Source organism: Streptomyces sp. NPDC044044, from assembly GCF_056434405.1.
Genome location: NZ_JBWKFG010000008.1, coordinates 148,645 through 166,379 on the forward strand (window position 1 = coordinate 148,645; position 17,735 = coordinate 166,379).

The window sequence follows — 17,735 nt, forward strand, 5'->3', positions numbered from 1 at the left end:
TCAGGACGCCGAGTCGCCGGTCTCGTCGAGCAACTTCTTGTACCAGTCGCGCAGCTTGTCGCCGCCGCCCGACTTCCAGTCCGCAGCCGCCTGCTGCATGTCGCCGACCTTCTTGCGGCCGCGCACGACGTCCTTCTCCAGGTCCTCGAACTCGGCGTTCAGCTCGGTGTACCGGGTCGGCTCGATGATCATCATGCCGTGGAAGAGCGGCTTCTTCGTGTGCGCGCCCTGGCGCTGCTGCCACTCGACCATGCCCTCGGTGACGTCCGGCAGATCGGGGTAGGCGACGAAGGGCGCGGGGGACGCCAGATACTCGTACGTCGAGAAGACCTCGTTGTTGCCCTTGCCGTTCTTGGTGAGGACGCCGTCCTTGAACGTGTGGTGGACGCCCTCGACGCCGTACATGCGAAGGCGCTGCTCCTTCGAACCGTAGGGAGCGGCCGTGTAGTTGGCGAGGGCGAGGATGTCGCGGACGGTCTTCTCGTCGGCCTTCTCGCTGATGAACGTCCAGATGTCGGCCGGCGGACGCGCGTACAGCGTGGGCGCGCCGCCGTCGGCGGCGAAGTAGTCGAACGCCTCCATGCGGAACTTCTTGTCGTCCACGCGCTGCACGGCCGCCTTGCCGTACCAGTCGGACAGGTCCTGGCAGTACATCCAGACCTTGCCCGCCGCGCACAGGTCACCGATGCTGCCGGTCTCTGCCTTCGCGTCGGGGTGGACGAAGCCCGCCGAGTAGAGCTTGCGCGACCACTCCAGCGCTTCCAGGTACTCGTCGGTCTCGTAGCGGTTGACGAGCTTTCCGTCGACGAGCTTCCAGTAGTACGGCTTCTCCGGGAGCACGCCGAAGATGTTCCAGGCCGCCCAGCTCATGTCGCCGCACGCCCACACCTTGCTCTTGGGGGCATTGAGCTGCTTGCACAGGTCGTAGAACTCCTGGGCGCTGGTGGGTGCTTCGAGCCCCTCCTTCTCGAAGAGGTCGGTGCGGTAGAACGGCGCGATGTTCGGCGTGGTCGCGGAGGGCATCGGCAGGCCGCGCAGCTTGCCGCCGAAGACGGAGCGCTGCCAGGCGCCGGTGGGGATCGCGGCGAGGTTCGGATACTCCTTGATCTTGTCGCCGCTCAGATACGGGCCGAGGTCCGCGAACTTGTTGGCGATGGCGCTCGGTATCTTGCCGGTCAGCTCCCAGCCGGGCACGACCACGGCGTCCGGGACGGCACTGGATGCGAGGACCGCGCCCAGCTTCTGGCCGTACGTGTCGCCCTGCTGGTTCTGCCACTTGACGCGGACCCCGGCCGCCTTGTCCATCGCCGCCCAGTAGGGATTGCCCTGCTTGGGGACGTTCCCCCAGATCGGCGCCATGACGGTGAACTCGCCGCCCTTGCCGAGTCTCTGAGGCACCGACACCTTCAGGTCGGCCGCCGGGAGCGCCTTGGTGAAGCCCGCCGCCGAGCCGTTCTTGGCGGGGATGTCCGGGCTGGCCAGGGACGACGCGGCATATGTGGGGAGCAGGCCCTTGAGCTTCTTCCCCGTCGTGGTGCCCTCGTTCTTCGACCCGCTGCCCCCGCAGGCCGTGAGCAGTGGGGCTCCGCCGGCCACGACGAGCGCGGCGAGGCCGGAGTGGGCGAGGAAGGTTCTCCGGCTCGATCGGGGACTTCCCGAACGGGAGCTGGTGGAGAGGGAGTTCGGCGTCATTGCGTCAACCCTTCGTGGCGCGCGCCCGGACACACGGCGGTCACCGCCGGTCGGCTTTCGAAGCGCTTCGATGTTGCTGCGAGGTTAAGTGAAGGCTTGGGCCGTAACAAGACTCGGTCCTGAATTCCTCCAAGGCGCAAGGGAGTTCCAAGAAAGCGCCAACCAGGGCGAGATCGCGGGTACCTCGCGTTCCTCTCCTTGACATGAGCCCTGAGTGGCACGGAGCATCGAAGCGCTTCGAAGAAGGAGAGCAAGAACGTGAACGAGTCAGCTCCTCCGTGCCCACCGCTCGCCAAGGGGATCCGCACGTGACCGCAAGCCCGCCGCCGCTCCGCGCCCCGGAAAAGCTGCCCTTCCATGACCCCGAACTGCCCCTGGACCAGCGCGTGGACGACCTCCTGTCCCGGCTGACCGTCGGCGAACGCATCGCGCTCCTGCACCAGTTCACGCCTGCCGTCGAACGGCTCGGCATCGCCGCGTTCCGCACCGGACAGGAAGCCCTGCACGGCGTCGCCTGGATGGGCCCCGCCACCGTCTTCCCGCAGGCGGTCGGCCTCGGCGCCACCTGGAACGACGACCTCGTCCGCACCATCGGCGAGGCCGTCGCCACCGAGGCGCGCGCGATGCGGACGCGGGACGACCGCGTCGGCCTCAACCTCTGGGCCCCGACGGTGAACCTGCTCCGCCACCCGCTGTGGGGCAGGAACGAGGAGGGCTACTCGGAGGACCCCCGGCTCACCTCCGCCATCGCCGTCGCGTACACCCGTGGCCTGCGCGGCGACCACCCGGACCACTGGCGCACGGCCCCCGTGCTCAAGCACTGGCTTGCCCACAACAACGAGACGGACAGGGACACGTCGTCCGCCTCCGTGCGCCCCCGCGTCCTGCACGAGTACGACCTGCGGGCCTTCCGCGCGGCCGTCGAGGCGGGCGCCGTGGCCGGGGTCATGCCCGCGTACAACCTGGTCAACGGCCGCCCCAACCACGTCTCGCCGTACCTGCGCGAGCACCTGCGCGCCTGGACCGCGCTGGAGCTGCTCGTCTGTTCCGACGCGGGAGCGCCCAGCAACCTCGTCGACTCCGAGAAGTACTTCGACACCCACGAGGAGGCCACGGCCGCGGCTCTCGTCGCGGGCGTGGACAGCTTCACCGACCACGGCACCGACGCGAGCATCATCACCGGGCGCATCCAACGCGCCCTCGAACAGGGCCTGTTGACCGAGGCTGACATCGACACGGCGGTACGCCGTCACTTGTCCGTCCGCTTCCGGCTCGGCGAGTTCGACCCCGCCCAGGGCCCGTACGCGGACCGGGCATCGCACGCCTTCGACACCCCCGGACACCGCGCGCTCGCCCAGGAAGCCGCCGAGCAGGCCGTCGTCCTGCTGAAGAACGACGGCCTGCTCCCGCTGCCCGCAGGCACCCGCATCGCGGTCGTCGGCCTTCTCGCAGACGAGTGCAAGACCGACTGGTACAGCGGCACCCTGATCCGCCGCAGCACACCCCTGGACGGACTGCGCGAACGGTTCGGCGCGGACCTCGTCACCTTCACCGAGGGCGCGGACCGGGTACGCCTGAAGTGCGCGGCCGGATGGCTGCGGGTGCCGGACTCCGGAGAGGGTGTTCAAGCCCAGGACCCCGAGGTGGCCCTGGATCCGGCACTGCTCACCGGCCGCACCGACCTGGCCCCCCTGACCTGCGGCCCCGAGCCGACCGAGTTCGCCCTCGTCGACTGGGGATGCGGCACGTGGACGCTGCGCGCCCCCGACGGCCGCTACCTCTCGGTCGCCGACGACGGCTTCGTGCGCGCGTCCGCTGACCAGCCCGGCGGCTGGGTCGTACAGGAGACGTTCGCGCTGGTCGGCCACGGGGACGGGTACCTCATCGAGCACACAGGGACGGGTGGGTACGTCTCTGTCGCCGCCGGCGGCGTGAAGGTTGCCGAGGAGCCGCAGGTCTTCACCCTCGAATTCCTGGAGCGCGGTGCCGACGCCGTGGCCCGTGCCGCGGCGGAGGCCGACGCCGTGATCGTCGTCGCCGGGAACGACCCCCACATCAACGGCCGCGAGACCCAGGACCGCACGACGCTCGCGCTGCCGCCCCACCAGGACCGGCTCTGGCGAGCGGCCCGAGCCGCCAATCCCCGCACCGCGCTCGCCCTCGTCTCCGCCTATCCGTACGCGGTCGCCGACGCCCACGCCCAGCTCCCCGCGCTGCTGTGGACCGCGCACGGCGGACAGGCCGCGGGCACCGCGCTCGCCCGGGTCGTCGCGGGCGACGTCTCCCCGGCAGGACGCCTCCCGCAGACCTGGTACGCCGCCGACAGCGACCTGCCCGACCTGCTCGACTACGACGTCATCGGCTCCCGGCAGACCTACCTCTACTTCGACGGCACCCCGCTCTACCCCTTCGGGCACGGCCTCGGCTACTCCTCCTTCGCGTACGGGGATCTGGTGGCGGCGCGCGAAGGGGAACTGCTCCGGGTCGCGTTCACCCTCACCAACACCGGGCCCGTCGCCGCGGACGAGGTGGCCCAGCTCTACACACGGGCACCCCGGGACCCCGCGGCGGCCCTCGCCCTGCCGCACCGGCAGCTCGCCGCGCACCGCCGCGTCCACCTCGCGGCCGGGGACACCTGCCGCCTTCAGTTCCAACTTCCGCTGTCGGACCTCGCGTTCTGGGACGTGCGCCACGACCGCTGGGCCGTGGCGCCCGGTGCGTACGAGATGCTCGCCGGGGCTTCCAGCGGCGACATCCGGATCGCCGCGACCGTCGACATCGACGCCGCCCCGATCGCCCCCAGGCGGGTACGGCAGGCAGGTCTTGCGGCGACGGGATACGACGAACAGGACGGCACCGAGATCGTCGACCGCACCAGGACGGCCGGCGACTCCGTGCGCGCGGTGGACGGCGGCACGGGTGAACTGCTCTTCCGGGACTGCGACTTCGGAGACGGCGTGTGTGCCGTCTCGGTCGAGGCTTCGGGGGAGGGAGCCGTCGACCTCATCTCGGGCAGCACCGCCACCACCGTCACCGTCCCGGCGACCGGCGGCGCGTACGACTACACCTTGCGCACGTCCGGCTTCACCGCCGCCGGAGTACGCGATCTGCGGGTGCGGCTGCGCGGCCCCCTGCGGCTCGCACGGCTCGCCTTCACCGCCACCGCACAGCCGAAGGAGACCGCATGAAGTTCACCGACGGCTTCTGGCTGATGCGTGAGGGGGTGCGCGCCTCGTACGCGACCGATGTGCGCGACGTGCGGGAAGGCGAGGGGCGGTTCACGGCGTACGCCGCCGTCCACCGGGTGCGTGAACGCGGCGACACCCTCAACACACCGCTCATCACCGTCGAATGCTTCTCGCCCGCCGACGGCGTGATCGGCGTCCGGGCGACCCACCACGCCGGAAAGGCCGCACACGGACCGGACTTCCGCCTGTTCGAGACCGAGGGCGCGGGAATCCTCAAGCGTGAGGGCACCGTCACCGAGCTCGCCAGCGGCCCGCTCACCGTGCGCCTGGACACCGACAAGCCCTGGGGCCTCGAATTCCTCGACGCCGACGACAAGCCGCTGACAGCGGTGGGACGCAGAGGCACCGGCTTCGCCACCGCGCCCGACGGAAGCCACCACATGATCGGCCAACTCGCCCTGGGAGTGGGCGAGTACATCTACGGCCTCGGCGAGCGCTTCACCCCGTACGTCAAGAACGGCCAGAACGTCGAGATCTGGCAGGCCGACGGCGGCACCAGCAGCGAACAGGCCTACAAAAACATCCCCTTCCACCTCTCCTCGCGCGGCTACGGCGTCTTCGTCAACCACCCCGGCAAGGTGTCCTACGAGATCGGCTCCGAATCCGTCGGCCAGGTCCAGTTCAGCGTCGAGGACCAGTCGATCGAGTACTACGTCATCGCGGGACCCACGCCCAAGGACGTCCTGCGCCGCTACACCGCGCTGACCGGCCGCCCCGCCCTGCCCCCCGCCTGGTCGTTCGGCCTGTGGCTGACGACTTCCTTCTGCACGCCCTACGACGAGGAGACCGTCACCGCCTTCGTCGACGGCATGGCCGAGCGCGACATCCCGCTGAGTGTGTTCCACTTCGACTGCTTCTGGATGCGCGAGTACCAGTGGACCGACTTCCGCTGGGACCCCGAGGTCTTCCCCGACCCGGAGGGCATGCTGCGCAGGCTCCGCGAGCGCGGTCTGAAGGTCAGTGTGTGGATCAACCCGTACATCGCGCAGAAGTCCGGACTCTTCGCCGAGGCCGCCGCCGAGGGATATCTCGTCCGGCGGCCGAACGGCGACATCTGGCAGTGGGACCTCTGGCAGCCGGGCATGGCGCTCGTGGACTTCACGAACCCGACGGCACGCGAGTGGTACGCGGGCCATCTGCGCACGCTGCTCGACATGGGCGTCGACAGCTTCAAGACCGACTTCGGCGAACGCGTCCCCACCGACGTCCTCTGGCACGACGGCTCGGACCCCGAGCGCATGCACAACTACTACGCGCAGCTCTACAACAGCACGGTCTTCGAACTCCTGGAGAAGGAACGCGGCCCCGGCCAAGCGGTCGTCTTCGCCCGGTCCGCGACGGCGGGCGGCCAGCAGTTCCCGGTGCACTGGGGCGGCGACTGCTTCGCCTCGCTCGGCGCCATGGCCGAGTCGCTGCGCGGCGGCCTCTCCCTCTCGCTCTCCGGCTTCGGCTTCTGGAGCCACGACATCGGCGGCTTCGAGGGCACCCCGGAACCGGCGGTCTTCAAACGGTGGCTCGTCTTCGGCCTGCTCTCCTCGCACAGCCGCCTGCACGGCAACGTCTCCTACCGGGTGCCGTGGGCGTTCGGCGACGAAGCGGTCGACGTGGCACGCAAGTTCACGCGGCTCAAGCACCGCCTCATGCCGTACCTGTACGGCGCGGCCGTCGAGGCCCACCGCACCGGCGTCCCCGTCATGCGCCCCATGCTCCTGGAGTTCCCCGGCGACCCAGCCTGCCGCACCCTGGACCGGCAGTACATGCTCGGCCCCGACCTCCTGGTCGCCCCCGTCTTCACCGCCGAGGGGGACGTCGAGTTCTACGTGCCCGAAGGCACCTGGACCCACCTCCTGACCGGCGAGAGCGTCACGGGCCCCGCATGGCGGCACGAGACCCACGGCTTCGACAGCCTTCCCCTGTACGTCCGGCCCGGCGCACTGCTCCCGCTGGGCGCCGACGACCGGCGCCCCGACGGCGACTGGCTCCAGGACCTCACCCTCCTGGTCACCCCGGACACACAGGACGGCACCGAGATCACCGTGCCCGACCTGGAGGGCAGGCCTGCGGCCGTCTTCCGCGCGGTGCGGGACGAGGCCGGGGTCCGCGTCATGGCCGAGGGCACTGCACGCCCCTTCACGGTGCGGACGGTGGCGGACTGCTGACGCCCCCGACGCCCCCGACGCACCGACGGCGACGCGGCACGGCCACCTCGGCCGTGCCGCGTCGCCGTGCCTTCAGGAGCTCAGGTGCCCAGCAGCCGGTCGTACTCCGCCTGGGTCACCGGCAGGACCGTGCCGTGCCGGGCGCCCGTCGGCAGGGCGGCGTTCTTCGTCTCGGTCCATGTGCCCGACGCGAGGTCCGTCGTCTCGAAGAGGACATAGCCGCGCCCGCCGAACTCGTCGATGAGCATGTACCACTTGTCCCCGGAGTTGGCCTTGAAGACCGCGGGCCCCTCGCCCCGGTCGATCACGCCCTTCCCGATGCAGTCGGCCACGAAGTCGTACGACGTGTCGGTCAGGCTCCTCGACTTCTCCGCGGTGATGAATTTCGAGCAGGGGGTGCCCGACGCCGGGTCCCGCTCGTCCTTGGTGAAGCGGTAGTAGTCGCCGCCGTCCTCGACCACCGTGGAGTCGATCACCGAGTATCCCGGGTCGTTCCAGACCTTGGCCTTGCTGAAGGTGCGGAAGTCCTTCGTCGTCGCGTACAGCATCTTGTTGTACGTCGAACCGGTGTGGTCCGGATCGTCGGCGCCGTAGATCTTGGACGCCCAGAAGACGACGTACGCCTTGAGCTTGTCGTCGTAATAGGCCTCCGGGGCCCAGGTGTTGCCCGCCGTGTCCGGGGCGACCTTCACCAGGCGCTGGTCGGTCCAGTGGATCAGGTCCGTCGACTCCCACACCATGACCGACTTGCTGCCGGTGCGCTGCACCTGGTCCCAGCTGCCTCCGCCGCCGCCGTACATCCGCAGGTCGGTCGCGATCTGATAGAACTTGTCGCCCTTCGGCGAGCGGATGATGAACGGGTCGCGCAGCCCCTTCGTGCCGAGCTGCGAGGTGAGGACGGGCTTGCCGCCGTTCAACTCCCGGTAGCGCGTGGGGTCGTTGCCACGGCTGAGCGCCATGCGGATCTGCTCGCCGTCCGCGGAGCCCTCGCCGGTGAAGTAACTGAACAGGTAGCCCGCGTACTTCTGCTTCGCGGCCTTCCGCTCGGCATGGGCCGGCTCCGCCTGCGCGGGGGCGGCGAGCAGACCGACCAGCAGGGCGAGCAAGGGGATCAGGAACATGGACCTTGGGCGCAAGATGATTCCTCTCTCGGGCGGAGCGCGACTCAGCGCGCCGAGAAGCTGTGCACCGTGCTGGACCGGTAGGTCTCGCCGGGCCGAAGCACCGTCGAGGGGAACTTCGGCTGGTTGGGGGAGTCCGGGAAGTGCTGGGTCTCCAGGCACAGGCCGTCGCCCTGCCGGTAGGTGCGCCCCGAAGGCCCGGTGAGGGTGCCGTCGAGGAAGTTCCCGGAGTAGAACTGCACGCCAGGCTCGGTCGTGGCGATCTTCATGGAGCGCCCCGACTCCGGATCACGCAGCGTCGCGAAGGGCTCGGGGTGCTTCGTGATGCCCTTGTCCAGGACCCAGTTGTGGTCGAAGCCCTTGGCGGTCACCAGCTGCTCGTGCGAGACACGGATGTCCTTGCCGACCGTCTTCGCGCGGCGGAAGTCGAAGGGCGTGCCCGCCACCTTCGCCAGCTCGCCGGTCGGGATGAGACCGGCGTCGGTCGGAGTGAACCGGGCGGCGTCCAGGGTCAGTTCGTGGTCCAGGATGTCACCGCTGCCCTCGCCCGCGAGGTTGTAGTACGTGTGGTTCGTCAGGTTCAGCACGGTGGCCCTGTCCGTGGTCGCCGCGTAGTCGACGCGCCAGTCGCCGCGCGCGGTGAGCGTGTACGTCACCTTCACGCGCAGGGTCCCGGGGTAGCCCATCTCGCCGTCGACGCTCACATACCGCAGGACGAGGCCCACTCCGGTGGAGTCGGCGAACGGTTCCACGTCCCACACCCGCGTGTCGAAGCCCTTGGCCCCGCCGTGCAGGCTGTTCTCGCCGTCGTTCACGGAGAGCTGGTGGGTCGTGCCGTCCAGCGTGAAGCGGCCCTTGGCGATGCGGTTGCCGTAGCGGCCGATCAGCGCGCCGAAGAACGTGGTTCCCGCTACGTACGCCTCGATGGTGTCGTAGCCGAGGGAGACGTTGGTGTACCGGCCGTGCCGGTCGGGGAGTTCGAGGGACTGCACGATGCCGCCGTAGGAGAGCACCTTCATGCGGGTGCCTCCGTTCGCCAGCGACCAGCGGTACACCTTGGTGCCGTCGGAGAGCTTCCCGAAGAGCTCCTTGGTGGGCTTCCTGCCGGACCCCGGTGACGCGTACGAGGTGCCGGAGACGGCGGCGGTGAGGCCGGCGGCGGCAGCGGTGGCCAGGACGGTGCGTCTGCTCGTTTCCATGTGCTGCTCCAAGAGGACAGTGGTGGACAGGGATGGCCGGGGCCGTCAGGGGCGCGGGGAACCGCGCGGTCGGCCCCACCGGCCCGCGGGTCGATCACCGTGCTTCCCGCGGCCGCCTAACGGCCGACCTTGCGCTTGTTCCAGACGTCGAAGCCGACGGCGGCCAGCAGCACCAGGCCCTTGATGACCTGCTGGTAGTCGGTGCCGATGTTGACGAGGGACATGCCGTTGTTGAGGACACCGAGCACCAGGCCGCCGATCACGGCGCCCATCACCGTGCCGACGCCGCCGCTCATCGACGCGCCGCCGATGAACGAGGCGGCGATGGCTTCGAGCTCGAAGTTCAGGCCCGCCTGCGGAGTGCCCGCGTTCAGGCGCGCCGCGTACACACAGCCCGCCAGCGCGGCGAGCACACCCATGTTGACGAAGATCAGGAAGGTGACGCGCTTGTCCTTGACGCCGGACAGCTTCGCCGCGGCCTTGTTGCCGCCGAGCGCGTACACGTGGCGTCCGACCACCGCGTTGCGCATCACATAGCCGAGGGCGATGAGCAGGCCGCACATGATGAGCAGCACGACGGGCACGCCGTGGAAGCTCGCGAGGGTCAGCGTGAAGGCGACGACGGCAGCGGTGATCGCGACCAGCTTGGCCACCCACAGGCCCGTCGGCGTCACGTCGAGGTCGTACGCCAACTGCTGCTTGCGGCTGCGCCATTCGCGGAAGAGCAGGAAGACGACCGTCACGAGGCCGAGCACAAGCGTCGGGTTGTGGTACTGCGTGTACGGGCCCATCTCGGGGATGAACCCCTTGGCGATGTTCTGGAAGCCCTCGGGGAACGGCGACAGCGACTGGCCCTCCAGGACGATCTGCGTGAGACCGCGGAAGAGCAGCATGCCGGCAAGCGTCACGATGAACGACGGGATGCCGACGTACGCGATGAAGAAGCCCTGCCACGCACCGGCGACCGCGCCGATGAGGAGCGACAGGACGAGCGCCAGCACCCAGGGCATGTCGTGCTTGACCATCATCACCGCCGACATGGCGCCCACGAAGGCGACAAGGGAGCCGACGGAGAGGTCGATGTGCCCGGCGATGATGACGATCATCATGCCGATGGCCAGGATGAGGATGTAACCGTTCTGCTGGATCAGGTTGGAGACGTTGTTCGGCAGGAGCAGCGTGCCGTCGGTCCAGATCTGGAACAGGATGACGATGAAGGCCAGGGCGACGAGCATGCCGTACTGGCGCATGTTGGAGCGCACGCTCTGCAGCAGCAGTGCCCCGGCCGACTCCTTGGCGGGCGGCGTGGGCGAGGTGTCACGTGGCGGCGTGGTCGTGGTGGTCATGGCGGATGCCTCAGCTTCTGTTCTTGGTCATGTGGCGCATCAGGAGTTCCTGGGTGGCGTCCGCGCGGTCGACCTCACCGGTCAGCCTGCCCTCGGCCATCGTGTAGATCCGGTCGCACATCCCGAGCAGCTCGGGCAGTTCGGAGGAGATGAAGAGCACCGCCTTGCCCGAGGCCGCCAGCTTGTCGATGACGGTGTAGATCTCGTACTTGGCGCCGATGTCGATGCCACGCGTCGGCTCGTCGAGGATGAGGACCTCGGGGTCGGCGTGGATCCACTTGCTCAGGACGACCTTCTGCTGATTGCCGCCGGAGAGCCGCCCCACCTGCTCGAAGACGGTGGGCGCCTTGATGTTCATCGACTTGCGGTAGCGCTCGGCGACGGAGCGCTCCTGGTGCTCGTCGACGAAGCCGTCCTTGCGCCGCATGCCCTGCAGCGAGGGCAGGGAGATGTTGCGGTTGATGTTGTCGATGAGGTTGAGGCCGTACTGCTTGCGGTCCTCGGTCACGTACGCGATCCCGGCGTCGACCGCGGCGGGCACGTTCTTCGTCACGACGTCGCGCCCGCCGACGGCCACCGTGCCGGCCACGTACTGACCGTAGGAACGCCCGAAGACGGACATCGCGAGCTCCGTACGGCCCGCGCCCATCAGGCCCGCGATGCCGACGATCTCACCGCGCCGCACGGTCAGGGACACGTCGTCGACGACCTTGCGCTGGTGGTCGATCGGATGCCGCACCGTCCAGCCCGCCACGGACAGTGCCAAAGATCCCGCGTCGTCGCCTTCGTAGGGCGTGCGGTCGGGGAAGCGGTGGTCGAGGTCGCGGCCGACCATGCCGCGGATGATGCGGTCCTCGGACAACTGAGGCTCGGCGTCCGGGGTCTCACGGACCGTCAGGGTCTCGATGGTCTGCCCGTCGCGCAGGATCGTCACCGAGTCGGTGATGGCACGGATCTCGTTCAGCTTGTGCGAGATTATGATGCAGGCGATGCCCTGATCGCGCAGCTCCAGGATGAGGTCGAGCAGCTTGGCGCTGTCCTCGTCGTTCAGCGCGGCCGTCGGCTCGTCCAGGATGAGCAGCTTCACCTCCTTCGACAGGGCCTTGGCGATCTCCACCAGCTGCTGCTTGCCCACGCCGATGTCGGCCACCGGGGTCTGCGGCTTCTCGCTCAGACCGACCCGCTTGAGCAGCGCGCTCGCCCTGCGCAGCGTGTCGTTCCAGTCGATGAAGCCCCGGGTGCTCTGTTCGTTGCCCAGGAAGATGTTCTCGGCGATGGACAGATACGGGACGAGCGCCAGTTCCTGATGGATGATCACGATGCCGTGCTTCTCGCTGGCGCGGATGTCCTTGAAGGCCATCCGACGGCCCTCGAAGTGGATCTCGCCGTCGTAACTGCCGTGCTCGTGAACGCCGCTGAGGACTTTCATCAGCGTCGACTTGCCCGCGCCGTTCTCGCCGCAGATCGCGTGGATCTCCCCGGCGCCCACGGTCAGATTCACATCGGAGAGCGCCTTGACGCCGGGGAACGTCTTGGTGATCCCGCGCATCTCCAGTACGGGCCCGCTCACTGGAGCTGCCCAGCCTTGAAGTAGCCCTCGTCCACGAGGAGTTGGGTGTTGGACTTGTCGATGCTGACCGGGTCGAGGAGGAACGACGGCACGGTCTTCTTGCCGTTGTTGTAGTCCTTGGTGTTGTTGACCTTCGGCTTCTTGTCGTTGAGGACCGCGTCGCCCATGGACACCGTCTGCGCGGCCAGCTTGCGGGTGTCCTTGAACACCGTCTGCGTCTGCTCACCGCGGATGATGGACTTCACCGACGCGAGCTCGGCGTCCTGACCGGTGATCACCGGCAGGGGGTCGCTCTTGGAGCCGTATCCCGCGCTCTTCAGCGCGGAGATGATCCCGATCGAGATCCCGTCGTACGGCGAGAGGACCGCGTCGACCTTCGCGGAGCCGTAGTTCTTGCTGATCAGGTCGTCCATCCGCTTCTGCGCGGTGCCGCCGTCCCAGCGCAGCGTGGTGGCCTGGTTCATCTTCGTCTGCTTGCTGCGCACGACGAGCTGACCGCTCTTGAAGTACGGCTGGAGCACCTTCATGGCGCCGTTCCAGAAGTACTTGGTGTTGTTGTCGTCCGGCGAGCCCGCGAACAGCTCGATGTTCTTCGCGTCGCCGCCCTTCTCCGGCTTGCCCAGCTTCAGCTTCTCGACGATGTACCGGGCTTCGAGGCGGCCGACGCGCTCGTTGTCGAACGACGCGTAGTAGTCGACGTTCTCCGTGCCGAGGATGAGGCGGTCGTACGAGATCACGGGGATGCCCGCGTCGGCCGCGCGCTGCAGGACCTCGGTGAGCGCGGAGCCGTCGATGGCGGCGACCACCAGGAGGCTGCGCCCCTTGGTGATCATGTTCTCCAGCTGGGCGATCTGGTTCTCGACCTTGTCGTCGCCGTACTGCAGATCGGTCTTGTACCCGGCCTTCTGGAACTGCTCGGCCATGTTGTTGCCGTCGGCTATCCACCGCTCGGAGGCCTTGGTGGGCATCGCGAGGCCGATGGTGCTGCCCTTGCCCTCGTCCGGCTCGTAGCGGCTGCCGCCGATGGCCTCCTGGCCGCAGGCGGTCAGGGAGCCGAGCAGGACGGCGGTGGCCACGGCGGCGGTCAGACGTACTTTTCTCGGTGTGCGGGTGGTCATGGGTCAGTCCCCTTCCGGGACGGGGAAGCGCTGGAGCTCACCGGGCAGGCGTGAGCCGAGCGGAGACATCCCGCCGTCCGCTCCGTGCCGGGCGAGCAGGTCGAGGGCGAGACGGCCGCGGCGGACCCGCTCACGGGCGGTGGCCAGGGTGTGGTCGCGCAGGTGGGCACCGTAGGGGTAGATGCCGGGGGACTTGCTCAGGCCGAACTTGAGGTAGAGCGGGGCGCCGCGCCGGATCAGCTCGGCCGCCTCGTACATCCGGACATAGCCGCCGAGGTCGTCGGGCGCCTCCACATACAGGTCCATCGGGGCGCGGCTCGCCCGGCGGATCTCCGTGAGGTGGTCCAGGGTGAGGTCGGAGGGGATGTTGAGGGAGTCGGCGCCGAGCCGCTCGTAGACCGCGTACGAGGCCGGGTTGACCGGGCCGATCAGCGCCGACACCTTGAACGTGGTGTCGGCGGGCAGTACACCGGCCACCCGCAGCCGGTGCAGCGTCCACAGCACGCCCTCGTCGGCGACGAGCAGGCAGCGCACCCCCAGCTCCGTGGCGCGCACGGCGTCCTCGACGCATCCGGCGAGCGCGTCGTGGCCGCGTGAGCGAAGGCCGCCGCCGCCGGAGTCGGTGCGGGTCGCCGCGCCGATGTCCCAGGTGCCGCGCGGCCCGGTGAACAGGCAGAGCTCGATGTCCCGTTCGGCGCAGGCCTCCACCATCTCGGTGATCTCGTCGTCGGAGAGCATCCAGATGCCGCTGCCCTGGCTGATCCGGTGGATCGGCACATCGAGCCGCGAGCTCTCCTTGAGGACGACGGCCAGCGCTTCGGGGCCCTCCACGGAGGGGATCTCGGTGCGCCAGGTGCCACCGTCGGGGAACGCGTGCGGGGACGCGTCGGCCGGGTCGATGGCGGGTACGGGGTGCCCGATGCGGGCGAGGGCGTCGACGCCGGGACGGCGGGGTGCTGACGGGCTGGTCACGGGACTCCCATACGCAGTGGATTCTGCTGTGTTCGATATTTCGTACGTTGGTCGGTTCAAGGGGCGCGCGGTGGTACGGCCACGAATCCCCGGTGGGTCAGGGGCGCAGGAGCACCTTCCCGGTCTTCGGGTCGCCGCCGCCGACCAGCGCGACGGCCTCGCCGAACCGCTCAAGCGGGAACTCGTGCGTGATGAGCGGGGCCGGGTCGAGCAGACCGAGCCCGAACGCCCGCACCGCGTCCGACCAGGCGGAGGACGGCGCACCGAAGACACTGCGCACCTCCAGCTGGCTCAGCGAGAGATGCACCGGATCGATGCCGACGGCGCCCGGCGTGAACATGCCGGTCAGCACCACCCGGCCGCCCCTGCGCGCGAGCAGGCACGAAGAGGCGGCCGTGGTCGGCGCCCCCGCGGTCTCCACGACCAGGTCGAAGCGGCCGTGGTAGGCCTCCGCATCGGCGGGCGTCAGGCTCTCGCTCGCCCCGAAGTCCAGCGCCTGACGGCCGCGCTCGGCCCGCGGGTCGATCACCACGAGTTCGCCGGGCGACGAGGCGGTGAGGAGCTGCACCGCGAGCAGCCCGAGGGTGCCCGCGCCGACCACCGCGATCCGCTCGCCGGGCCTCGGCCGCCCCGTCCGCACCGCGCCGGCGATCACCGCGGCGGGTTCGAGCAGGGCGGCGGCCGCCAGGTCCGCGTCCGGGTGCAGAAGGTGCAACAGGCGGGCGGGGACGGCCACATGGTCGGCGAAGGCGCCGGGTTCGGTGAACCCGGTCTCCGCGTACCCCCCGCCGCACAGGCTCGTCTCCCCGCACCGGCACCGCTCGCAGGTGCCGCAGGCGCGGAACCCCTCGGCGACCGTCTTCTGTCCGACGAGCGCCGGGTCGACGCCCTCACCGACGGCCTCGACGGTGCCGGACCACTCGTGCCCGGGGATCACGGGATAGCGCACATAGGCGGCGTCCCGGTGACCGTCGTAGACCTCGCGGTCGCTCATGCAGATCCCGGCGGCGGCCACCCGGACCAGGACCTCACCGGGTCCCGGCTCGGGCGGCGCCCCGACCGTGAGCCGGTGCGAGCCCGGCCGGTCGACGACGACGGCGCGGGAGTCGCTGCTCACTTCCCCGCCGCCTTGGGGGAGCGCTTCTCCCAGCCCTCGGCCCACAGGTCGAACCGCGCCTGCTGCTGCGGGAACTCGGCCGCCGCGTCCGTGTCGAGCTCGACGCCGAGTCCCGGCTCGTGCGACACCTCGAAGTAGCCGTCGACCACCTGGGGAGCGCCCTTGACCACCTTCTTGATCTCCGCGTCCGCGAAGTCGTTGAAGTGCTCGAGGATCTTGAAATTGGGCGTGCAGGCGGCGAGTTGGAGTGAGGCCGCGGTGAGCACGGATCCGCCGACATTGTGCGGCGCGATGAGCGTGTAGTGCGTCTCGGCGGTCGCGGCCAGCTTGCGGGTCTCCAGAATGCCGCCGATGTGGCCGAGGTCCGGCTGGATGATGTCGGCGGCCTGGGACTCGAAGAGCTCGCGGAACTCGATCCGGTCGTGGATGCGCTCACCCGTGGCGATCGGCATGTCCACCTTGGCGGCGACCTTCTCCAGCGCCTTGAGGTTCTCCGGCGGCACCGGCTCCTCGAGCCAGGCAGGACGGAACGGCGCCATGTCCTTCGCCAGGCGCACCGCCGTGGACGGGCTGAACCGCCCGTGCATCTCCAGCATCAGCTCGGCGTCCGGGCCGATCGCGTCCCGCACCGCCTCGATCAGCGAGACCGCGTAGGACGTGCCCGCCTGGTCGAGCTCGAAGTGCCCGGTCCCGAACGGGTCGATCTTCAGGGCGCGGTAGCCCCGCTCGACCACGGCCCGAGCGGCCTTGTGGTACGCCTCCGGAGTGCGCTCGGTGGTGTACCAGCCATTGGCGTACGCCTTGACCTTGTCGGTCACCTTCCCGCCGAGCAGCTGCCAGACCGGCACGCCCAGGGCCTTGCCCTTGATGTCCCAGCAGGCCATCTCCACGCAGGCGATGCCCGACATGACGATCTCGCCGGCCCGGCCGTAGTCGCCGTACTTCATCTTCCGCACGAGGTCCTCGACCGCGAACGGGTCGGACCCCACGATGTGGTTGGCCGCCGCCTCCTGGAGGTAGCCGAGCAGCGCGTCGGTGCGGCCGAGCATGCGGGTCTCGCCGACGCCGGTGAGGCCTTCGTCGGTATGGACCTGGACGTAGGTGAGATTGCGCCACGGCGTCCCCACCACGTGCGTGCTGATTCCCGTAATACGCAAGGCAGTTGCCCCTTGGTTGTTCGGTATTTCGTCACACGTTCGAAATGTTGGCGTGACCGTATTCACGCAGGCGGCAGGGTGTCAATGGGTCGCGCGAAACGGTCTTGGACCCACAGGTGCCCCTCAGGCCGTTGCGCGCCGAACCTCGCTGTGTCTAGCCTGTGTTCGTCATATCGATCGTTGACCGAAGTTTCGGACGAGACTTCGGACGCACGGGGTGGGAGGCCGACCATGGGACGACTGGTTCCAGCGGTGACCAGGGCGCTGGACATACTGGAGCTGTTCCTGGAGGGCGACGGGACACTGTCCGCCCCCGAGGTCACCCGCAGACTCCAGCTGCCGCGCACCACCGTGCACGAACTGCTCACCACCCTTGCCGCCCGTTCGTACCTTGTCCAGATCCCGGACCAGTCGGGCCGCTACCGCCTCGGTGTCCGCGCCTACCAGCTCGGCAGCCGGTACGCGGAGCAGCTCGACCTGGCCGCCGAGGGCCAGCAGGTGGCCCGCGAGGTCGCCGAGACCTGCGACGAGACCGTCCATGTGGCCGTCCTTGAGGACACGGACGTCATCTACATCGCCAAGGTGGACTCCACGCACGCCGTCCGCATGGTGTCGGCCGCGGGCCGCAAACTGCCCGCGCACTGCACGTCGGTGGGCAAGATGCTGCTCGCGTCGCTGCCCCCGGCCGAGCTGGAGACACGCCTCGCGGGACGGGAGCTGGTGGCGATGACCCAGAACAGCATCACGGAGCCGGACGCACTGCTGGCCGCGCTCGCCGAGGTCCGCGAGCGCGGGGTCGCGGCCGAACACCGCGAGTCCAACCCGGACGTGAGCTGCGTGGCGGCCCCGGTCCGCGACAGCGCGGGCCACGTCGTGGCGGCGCTCTCCATCTCCGTGCCGATGATCCGCTGGAGCGAGCAGCGCGAGGACGAACTGGCCGAGCTTGCCGCCAAGGGCGCGGGCGACCTCTCGGAGCGCCTGGGCCACCGGGGCGGACGCTAGACCTTCGACCGCAGGCTGGTTCTCCGACCGCTCG

11 protein-coding genes and 1 pseudogene are annotated in these 17,735 nt (G+C 69.3%); 3 read left to right on the top strand and 9 right to left on the bottom strand.

Annotation, left to right across the window (positions count from 1 at the left end):
* A complete protein-coding gene (locus AC07AG_RS28745; RefSeq protein ID WP_478758991.1) occupies window positions 1-1,692 on the bottom strand; it encodes an extracellular solute-binding protein in 1,692 nt (563 codons plus the stop codon).
* A 308-nt stretch (window positions 1,693-2,000) separates the two neighbouring features.
* On the opposite strand from AC07AG_RS28745, the gene AC07AG_RS28750 reads away from it, so the two are divergent.
* Entirely contained in the window at window positions 2,001-4,880 is a 2,880-nt protein-coding gene (locus AC07AG_RS28750) for a glycoside hydrolase family 3 C-terminal domain-containing protein (protein WP_478758993.1), read from the top strand.
* A complete protein-coding gene (gene yicI / locus AC07AG_RS28755; RefSeq protein WP_478758995.1) occupies window positions 4,877-7,099 on the top strand; it encodes an alpha-xylosidase in 2,223 nt (740 codons plus the stop codon). Before AC07AG_RS28750 ends, yicI begins: the two co-directional genes overlap by 4 nt.
* 89 nt (window positions 7,100-7,188) lie before the next feature.
* On the opposite strand, the pseudogene AC07AG_RS28760 reads toward yicI, so the two are convergent.
* The 8 genes and pseudogenes from AC07AG_RS28760 to AC07AG_RS28795 form a co-directional block, all read right to left on the bottom strand.
* A pseudogene (locus AC07AG_RS28760) lies at window positions 7,189-8,220 on the bottom strand (glycoside hydrolase family 43 protein); the annotation flags it as partial.
* A gap of 44 nt (window positions 8,221-8,264) precedes the next feature.
* On the bottom strand, window positions 8,265-9,419 hold the full coding sequence (locus tag AC07AG_RS28765) for an aldose epimerase family protein (protein WP_478758997.1): 1,155 nt from the start codon (window positions 9,417-9,419) through the stop codon (window positions 8,265-8,267).
* A 116-nt stretch (window positions 9,420-9,535) separates the two neighbouring features.
* Window positions 9,536-10,765 (bottom strand): multiple monosaccharide ABC transporter permease, encoded by a 1,230-nt coding sequence (gene mmsB / locus AC07AG_RS28770; protein WP_478758999.1) that lies wholly within the window; start codon window positions 10,763-10,765, stop codon window positions 9,536-9,538.
* A 10-nt stretch (window positions 10,766-10,775) separates the two neighbouring features.
* Window positions 10,776-12,314, bottom strand: coding sequence for a multiple monosaccharide ABC transporter ATP-binding protein (mmsA, locus tag AC07AG_RS28775; protein WP_478759384.1), 1,539 nt, complete (start codon window positions 12,312-12,314; stop codon window positions 10,776-10,778).
* A gap of 17 nt (window positions 12,315-12,331) precedes the next feature.
* Window positions 12,332-13,453 (bottom strand): multiple monosaccharide ABC transporter substrate-binding protein, encoded by a 1,122-nt coding sequence (gene chvE / locus AC07AG_RS28780; protein ID WP_478759000.1) that lies wholly within the window; start codon window positions 13,451-13,453, stop codon window positions 12,332-12,334.
* Window positions 13,454-13,456: 3 nt separating this feature from the next.
* Window positions 13,457-14,425: a hypothetical protein gene (locus tag AC07AG_RS28785; protein ID WP_478759002.1), complete on the bottom strand. Its 969-nt coding sequence runs from the start codon at window positions 14,423-14,425 to the stop codon at window positions 13,457-13,459.
* A 97-nt stretch (window positions 14,426-14,522) separates the two neighbouring features.
* On the bottom strand, window positions 14,523-15,542 hold the full coding sequence (locus tag AC07AG_RS28790; RefSeq protein ID WP_478759003.1) for a zinc-dependent alcohol dehydrogenase: 1,020 nt from the start codon (window positions 15,540-15,542) through the stop codon (window positions 14,523-14,525).
* Entirely contained in the window at window positions 15,539-16,699 is a 1,161-nt protein-coding gene (locus tag AC07AG_RS28795; protein ID WP_478759004.1) for a mandelate racemase/muconate lactonizing enzyme family protein, read from the bottom strand. The genes AC07AG_RS28790 and AC07AG_RS28795 overlap by 4 nt, the downstream gene beginning before the upstream one ends.
* Before the next feature lie 231 nt (window positions 16,700-16,930).
* Here AC07AG_RS28795 and AC07AG_RS28800 point away from each other — a divergent pair, with 231 nt between their 5' ends.
* Window positions 16,931-17,701 (top strand): IclR family transcriptional regulator, encoded by a 771-nt coding sequence (locus tag AC07AG_RS28800; protein ID WP_478759006.1) that lies wholly within the window; start codon window positions 16,931-16,933, stop codon window positions 17,699-17,701.
* Window positions 17,702-17,735 lie beyond the last annotated feature (34 nt).